Origin of the sequence: Parasphingomonas halimpatiens, from assembly GCF_036663795.1 — a bacterium.
Classification (GTDB): Bacteria; Pseudomonadota; Alphaproteobacteria; order Sphingomonadales; family Sphingomonadaceae; genus Sphingomonas.
In genome coordinates, this window is the sequence record NZ_JAXOJP010000076.1 from 1 (window position 1) to 6,724 (window position 6,724).

Below are 6,724 nucleotides of genomic sequence, written 5' to 3' on the forward strand. Positions count from 1 at the left end.
ATCGGCAACATCCCACCTGCCGAAGCCGAAGATCAATATTATGCTGCCGCGGACAACATCGATATGGCAGCGTGACTCACAACCCAACGCCTCCGGCAGACCCGGCGCGGTTCAAGGCGCCAGGGACGAAGGTGCACGAGAGCGGCATCCCCTTTTCCGACGCTTCGGGAGATCGCTTGCGCGAATGGATGGACGTGCCGGACGAGACCTTCTACGATGAAACCAAGGTCGCGATACTGCCGATGGGCCTGTGCTACCCCGGACGCCTGCCAAGCGGTGGCGACGCGCCTCCCCGCCCCGAATGCGCGCCGCTGTGGCGTGACCGGCTGCTGACGCACATGCCTGATCTGCGATTAACCTTGCTGGTTGGCACCCATGCCCAGGCCCACGCGCTCGGACGCGGCAAGATGACGGAACGGGTGATCGGCTTTCGCCATCATCTACCAACGTTTTTCCCGCTGCCGCATCCCTCGTGGCGCTCGCGACATTGGGCGGCAAAGAATCCGTGGTTCGACGCGGGCGTGCTTCCCGCGCTGCGCGACGCGGTTCGAAGGGCACTGGCATGAAACCACTCGAATGGGCCCCAGTCTACACGATCGGCCACTCGACGCGGAGCATCGCCGAGTTCGTCGAGCTGCTGCAGCAGGGACAAGTCGATCTGGTCGTCGATATCCGCAGCACGCCGCGATCGCGGACCAATTCCCAGTTCAACCTCAACGCGCTGCCCGAAGCGCTATCCGTCTGGCAGATCGGCCATACACGGATTGAGGAACTGGGCGGCCGGCGGAAGAAGTCGGCTATCGTCCCACCCGAGGTCAACGGCTTTTGGATTAACCAGAGCTTCCACAATTACGCGGACTACGCGCTGTCCGACGAGTTTCGCGTCGGCTTTGCGCGGCTAACGGAATTGAGCAGTGAGCGGCGGTGCGCGATCATGTGTTCGGAAGCGGTCTGGTGGCGCTGCCATCGGCGGTTCGTCGCCGACTACCTCCTGCAGGATGGGCGGGATGTCTTCCATTTGATGGGGGTAGCGCGGGTCGATCCCGCCAGAATGAACATAGCGGCGTGCGCGACGGGTGTTTCGCTCGTCTATCCGGAACGAAAACATCCCAGCGTCGGCTAGCTGATTCGAGCAAGGAGACGTGGGGTCAAGAACATGGTCGGAGCAACCTCAATGGCGGCTTTGTTATTGATCGTGTCGGCCTGCTCGCAGCAGGTAGCGTCGTCGGGCTCGGACGCATTCAGCGCTCAGGACCGGTAGTTCCTGGACGTGATCGGGCAAAGCACCTTGGCCGAGGTCGCTCGGCAAACTCGCGGCGCAAGAGGGCACGACGCCCGCGGTGCGGCTGTTCGGCCGATTGATGGCCTCGACCGATTCCCTGGCCAACCGCCAACTTGCGACCATGATGACAGAGATGCACGGTCCGGCGCTGCCGACGAGTCCGACCACCGAGCAGCAGGCCGAGTTCCAGCATATGGAAGCCTTGAGCGGTGCGAAATTCGATCAGGAATACATTCAGATGATGGTGCTTGGCCATAACGCGGAGATCGCGCTCTTCGAGGAGGAGACCCAGCGAGGCCAGAGTCCGTCTGTAAATGTTTGCCCGAACCCTGCTGTCGACGGCAGAGGAGCATCTAGCAGTTGTGCAGGATCTGGTTGCGACAACGGCGGTTAAGCAGCATCGCTTCAATTAGCCGTGGGAGGCATCTCGCGGTTGTGGCTGACGTGGTGCGGCGCACACCATCAAAAGTAATGCTGGATACCGTGTCGGCACGTTTTATGTTCGGCCACAACGTCTTAGCGGGCATTTGGCTGCCGGACGTTCAAACCGCGCTCGCTCCTCCGGCGATGATATGACGCGAACGACGATTTGACTCGATCAGGCCACGACGACGCTTGGCGCATCTCCCACCCACGCATCATTGCCGCCGCAAGCACTTTTGGGTCCTGATATTCAAGTAACCGGCGAATAATTTTGCGCAAGCGACCGCGGGATGTAGCCATTTTTGTTCTGCAGGCGTTTAGACGTAATGAAAGCGTATGCGATCGTCGTCGGCTGGCTCTTGGCGGTGCTGGGCGGTTTTTTCGCCGTCGCGGGCGGCAAGCTCGCGCTGCTGGGCGGATCGCCTTATTACGTCCTGATCGGGATCGCGATGGTGATGAGCGGCGCGTTGATGGGCCGCCGCAGCCGGTGGGGATCGCTGCTCTTCCTGGGCATCTGGGTGGTCACGCTGGTCTGGGCTTTATGGGAGGCCGGATTCGACGGCTGGCGGCTGATGCCCCGGTTGTTCGCGCCGACGCTGCTTCTGGTGCCCGTTTTCCTGCCCGTTATCGTCGGCGTGTTCCGTTGTCGCCCAGGTCAAGGCCGCGGTCACCGGGGCCGCAAGGCTGTGGCGGTCGCCGCCGCCGTCACGGTCGTGCTGCTCGTCGCCATACCGTTTGTACGCCCGCCCCGGCTCGGTGCGGAGGACCGCGACGTCAGCCCGGCGCCTGCTCGCTCGGGCGGTGGTAACCAGGACTGGAACTTCTACGGCGGCACGATCGAAGGGCAGCGCTATTCCGGCCTGGACCAGATTACTCCGGCCAACGTCAAGAATCTCCAAGTCGCTTGGACGCAGCGCACCGGCGACCTGCCGATGTACGACGAGAAGGTGACACACAAACGCGAATATCATTCCGAGGCGACGCCGATCCACGTCGGCGACACGCTCTACACCTGCACGCCGCACAGCTTCGTCCAGGCGATCGACGCGACGTCCGGCCGCACCAAATGGAGCTGGCATGTTCGCGCGAACATCCAGGGCAACAGCTATCTCGTCTGCCGCGGCGTCTCCTATTTCGAAGCCCCCGCCGGAACGCCGTGCCCGCACCGCATCTTCGCTCCGACCTACGATGCGCGGATGGTGGCGCTCGACGCCGACACGGGGCGCGAATGCACCACGTTCGGTCAAGCGGGCTATATCGATCTGCGCGACAATATGGGCGCATCGCCGGCGGCCTGGCAGATCAGCACCTCGCCGCCAGTGGTATCGAACGACCGGCTGATCATCGGCGAGCGGATCATCGACAATAAGGCAGTGAACGAGCCGGCCGGCGTGGTTCGCGCCTATGATCCTGTCTCGGGCCGCGCGATCTGGGCCTGGGACGTGGGCCGTAGCCCGGACGCGATCAAGCCGCTTAGCGGCAATCAGGTCTACACTCGTGGCACGCCCAATGTGTGGGGCGTGATGACTGCTGATCCGGCGAACGGGATCGTCTATCTCGGGACAGGCAACGCGACGCCGGACTATTGGATAGGCCATCGCCGTCCGTTCGACGACCGGTTCGGCACCTCAATCGTGGCACTCGACATCGCCACCGGCCGACTGCGTTGGAGCCGCCAACTCGTCCACCGCGACATGTGGGACATGGACCTGGCGGTTGCACCATCGCTGGTTGATTTGCCTCAACTCGGCGGCGGCACCGTGCCTGCTCTCGTTCAGACCACCAAGATGGGGCAGCTATATTTGCTCAACCGCCTTACCGGCGCGCCGCTCGCACAGATCGAGGAGCAGCCGGTGAACACCAAGGGCGGCGTGACGGATGAGCGCTACTCGCCGACGCAGCCCTTCTCGGTCGGCATGCCGTCGTTGACCCCGGCGACACCCACCGAGCGTGACACCTGGGGCGCGACGCCGATCGACCAGCTCGTCTGCCGTATCCAGTTCCGCGAAGCGCACGCCGCCGGTATCTATGCGCCGATCGGGACCACGCCGATCATCGGCCACCCGGCCTTTGACGGTGTCACCGACTGGGGTGGTGGAGCCGTCGATCCCGAGCACGGGATCTTTACCGTCAACACGATGGAGATGCCGTTCCGGATCTGGCTCGAACGCCGCGATTCGCCCAGCGTTAAGGCGATGATGGCGAAGCAGGTCCAGGGCGGCGAGAACGCGCGTTCGCCGAACCTATACGAGCAATATGGCACACCGTGGGTGGCTGTGGTGCAGGCGTGGCTCGGGCCGTTCGGCGCGCCGTGCATCGCGCCGCCCTGGGGCAAGCTGACTGCGGTCGATTTGAAGACGCATAAGGTGATCTGGGACAAGGTTCTCGGAACCGCGCGCGACACCGGACTGTTCGGAACGAGGCTGGGCGTACCGTTCCGGATCGGCGTGCCCAACCTCGGCGGTTCGATTATCACGCGCGGAGGCATCGTGTTTATCGGCGCCACCACCGACCAGTATCTGCGAGCCTTTGATTTGAGGAACGGCAAGCTGTTGTGGCAGGCGCGGTTGCCGGCAGGTGCACAGGCTACGCCGATGACCTATCGCGGGGATGACGGGCGGCAATATGTGGTGATCACGGCGGGCGGCCATGGTGCGCTCGGCACCCGCTACGGCGACTACACGATCGCCTATGCACTGCCTCGTGACGCGGCCGGTGCGGAGCCGAGTCACCCTTGACGGTAGCGTCGGAGGGCCGGTAGCGGGTGTCGCCTCACCGAAGCGAAGCCGTTGTTCTTTGCCGCGCGAAGCGATCGGCGTAGGCGCAGCGTTATGACGAACCTATTCTCCCGCCGTGGGCAGCTTCAGCGGAGTTGGTAACCCGATACCAGCATAGCACCTAAAGGGCCGGCGATTCGTGAAGAATTCGACCTGCATTCGGATCGATCCGGGCGGATCGACGAGGTGCGGCTGATCGAGCAAGATTGGTCTCTGACGGTCAGACTCCAGGATCACCTCGCAATTCTGACCAAACACTTGGTAACACAGTCGACCGCCCAGCACCCGGATGACGCCCCACACACCGGACCTGGTTGGGTGCTCCGACGTAGTTCTCCGGGCAAGGTGACCTCATCGACACCTGCGTGCATTTATAGAGCACCGTCGATGAGGACTCGATGGGCGCGCTCATGACGGCGTCACTCCTCGGTAATGAAAGGCTCGGTCGACCAGATCATCCATATGAGCTGCTGCTTGGAGAGTCAGCGGATGGTGCGTGAAACCGGCTCGTGGCGCGATGTAACTCGCCATTTCCCGAGCAACCGCCAGTTGCTGGTCCGAGCCCTCAGCCAGCAACATGATCATCAGGTTCTCCAACGCGATCACGCGGACGCGAAGCTGGATCAGCTCGGCGTCGGTCAGGTTAGGGATGTCGGGATCGGGGAGAACGTGGGCGTGACTTTCTTTCGGGCCATCACGTCCCGCCCCTCCCTCATTATCCCACCTGGACAGCGCTCGCTGACGCAGTTCTGAGGTGCTCAACCGTTTTTCCTCTTCATCGGGCATAACAAGACGCTCTGAACCGAGACATGGGGCTAGACCCTTCTCGACTACGCTTGGTGGGTTCCACTGATCCGCTCACGCCGGCGTTCCGGCGGTGACGGGCACGGAAGCCTCCGGCTGCTTATGAAGCGAGGCCATGATCGTAGGAATAAAGCGACCTTTCGCCACCTCCTGGATCATGTGCTGCACGCCATGCACCAGATCCGTTCCCGTCGTCTTGACGAATGAGCCGGACTGCCCCGACTTCAGCGCCAGTGCATCGCTTCGATAAACGCCGTGGGCTGGCTCAACGCCGACCCCGACGTCGTAAACGAACTTCCCGCCAAGGTAAGCGGTGTAGGCCAGAACGCCGACGCCCACCGCGCCAACGCCAAGATAGGCCGCATTCGGCTTTCGGTGGTTACATCGCCAGAGCGCGATGCCGCCGGCGACGAGGGTGGCGATAAAGTTCAGATTGCGATGGGTGATCAGCATATCCTCAGAGGCGCCCTCGACATTGACCTCCTCTCCGGCGATCAACCCAGTGACAGCGGAACCCACCGCGCCGACCGCTGCAACGCCGATCGCCTTCTGTCCGAAAGACAGAAGGGCGTCGTTCTTGGTCATGCTCCCGATGACGTCGGCGCCAACCGCCAGCGGCAGGAGCGCGATCGGCAGATGCACCAGAGCGGGATGCATTTCCTGCAGGCGAATGGCCATATATTCACTCCTCAAAGTCTTCTGCGATCGGTCGAGCGGTTCTTCGAAAGACACCCACACCTAAGGCCTGGCTGCGGCGTCAGCTGGTTATTTCGTCACCTTTCTGCCCAGGAGAACGTCCCGGAGCACGACGGCGTCGTTGTGGATCTCATCGTGGGCCGAATATACGAGCGTGAGCGGACCTTGCCGGGCAAGGGAGCGCAAGTGGCGCACAAGCTCGGCATTGTGACGCAGTTCCATGCCGTAGCGGCTGCGGAAATCCTGCCAACGAGCCGGATCATGCCCGAACCATTTTCGCAACTCGGTCGAGGGCGCGATCTCTTTCATCCATTTATCCAGAGCGGCATCTTCCTTTGAAACACCGCGCGGCCACAATCGGTCAACGAGGACGCGCGCACCATCCCCGGAATCTACCGGCGCGTAGGCCCGTTTCAGTCTGACGTTGGCGGCCGGGGTCCTTGCGGTCATCCGCCGGACCCCGTTGAGTAGGGACGCGTGCCCGGCAACACGCCTTCTTCGGCGGCGATCCTATGCTCGAATTCCAGCTCGGTGCGCAGCCCGTCGAGGTCGCGATGGACAAAGGCCTTGGCAAGCTCGCGGCCGTCGCGGCGATAGATGATCGTGCAATCCCTTGCTTCGAGCGAACCGACGATCTCGGCGTCATCCCATTTCTCGGCGTGGCCGACATAAGCGAGGCTGAAGTCGTATTGCTCGGTCCAGAAGAAGGGGATGTAGTCGAAGCGCTCGCGGCGTCCGAGGA

At 62.6% G+C, this 6,724-nt stretch carries 9 protein-coding genes and 1 pseudogene; 5 read left to right on the plus strand and 5 right to left on the minus strand.

The features are described from left to right. Positions 1 to 71: 71 nt before the first annotated feature. The 5 genes and pseudogenes from U1839_RS26540 (at position 72) to U1839_RS26560 (ending at position 4,443) form a co-directional block, all read left to right on the plus strand. Positions 72 to 566 carry a uracil-DNA glycosylase family protein gene (locus U1839_RS26540; protein WP_332806571.1) on the plus strand — a complete coding sequence of 165 codons (495 nt, stop codon included), beginning with the start codon at positions 72 to 74 and terminating at the stop codon, positions 564 to 566. After that, complete coding sequence (locus tag U1839_RS26545) at positions 563 to 1,123, plus strand: DUF488 domain-containing protein (RefSeq protein WP_332806564.1); 561 nt, start codon at positions 563 to 565, stop codon at positions 1,121 to 1,123. Before U1839_RS26540 ends, U1839_RS26545 begins: the two co-directional genes overlap by 4 nt. A gap of 190 nt (positions 1,124 to 1,313) precedes the next feature. Next, positions 1,314 to 1,676 (plus strand): annotated as a pseudogene (locus U1839_RS26550) (DUF4142 domain-containing protein); the annotation flags it as partial. Positions 1,677 to 1,717: 41 nt separating this feature from the next. Next, positions 1,718 to 1,858: a hypothetical protein gene (locus U1839_RS26555; protein WP_332806565.1), complete on the plus strand. Its 141-nt coding sequence runs from the start codon at positions 1,718 to 1,720 to the stop codon at positions 1,856 to 1,858. A 173-nt stretch (positions 1,859 to 2,031) separates the two neighbouring features. Continuing rightward, the gene (locus tag U1839_RS26560; RefSeq protein WP_332806566.1) at positions 2,032 to 4,443 is read left to right on the plus strand and encodes a membrane-bound PQQ-dependent dehydrogenase, glucose/quinate/shikimate family; all 2,412 of its coding nucleotides are present in this window, start codon (positions 2,032 to 2,034) and stop codon (positions 4,441 to 4,443) included. Between the two features lie 102 nt (positions 4,444 to 4,545). Here the strand turns inward: U1839_RS26560 and U1839_RS26875 are convergent, their stop codons facing one another. The 5 genes from U1839_RS26875 to U1839_RS26580 all read right to left on the minus strand — a co-directional run. Next, positions 4,546 to 4,785, minus strand: a complete 240-nt coding sequence (locus U1839_RS26875) for a cupin domain-containing protein (protein WP_443030667.1) — start codon at positions 4,783 to 4,785, stop codon at positions 4,546 to 4,548. 105 nt (positions 4,786 to 4,890) lie between these two features. Next, positions 4,891 to 5,268, minus strand: coding sequence for a hypothetical protein (locus U1839_RS26565; protein WP_332806567.1), 378 nt, complete (start codon positions 5,266 to 5,268; stop codon positions 4,891 to 4,893). A gap of 72 nt (positions 5,269 to 5,340) precedes the next feature. Next, complete coding sequence (locus U1839_RS26570; protein ID WP_332806568.1) at positions 5,341 to 5,964, minus strand: DUF2231 domain-containing protein; 624 nt, start codon at positions 5,962 to 5,964, stop codon at positions 5,341 to 5,343. Between the two features lie 87 nt (positions 5,965 to 6,051). After that, a complete protein-coding gene (locus U1839_RS26575) occupies positions 6,052 to 6,432 on the minus strand; it encodes a DUF488 domain-containing protein (protein ID WP_332806569.1) in 381 nt (126 codons plus the stop codon). Beyond that, the coding region (locus U1839_RS26580) for an oxidoreductase C-terminal domain-containing protein (protein WP_332806570.1) at positions 6,429 to 6,724 on the minus strand (296 nt) is incomplete at its 5' end. The genes U1839_RS26580 and U1839_RS26575, both read right to left, overlap by 4 nt.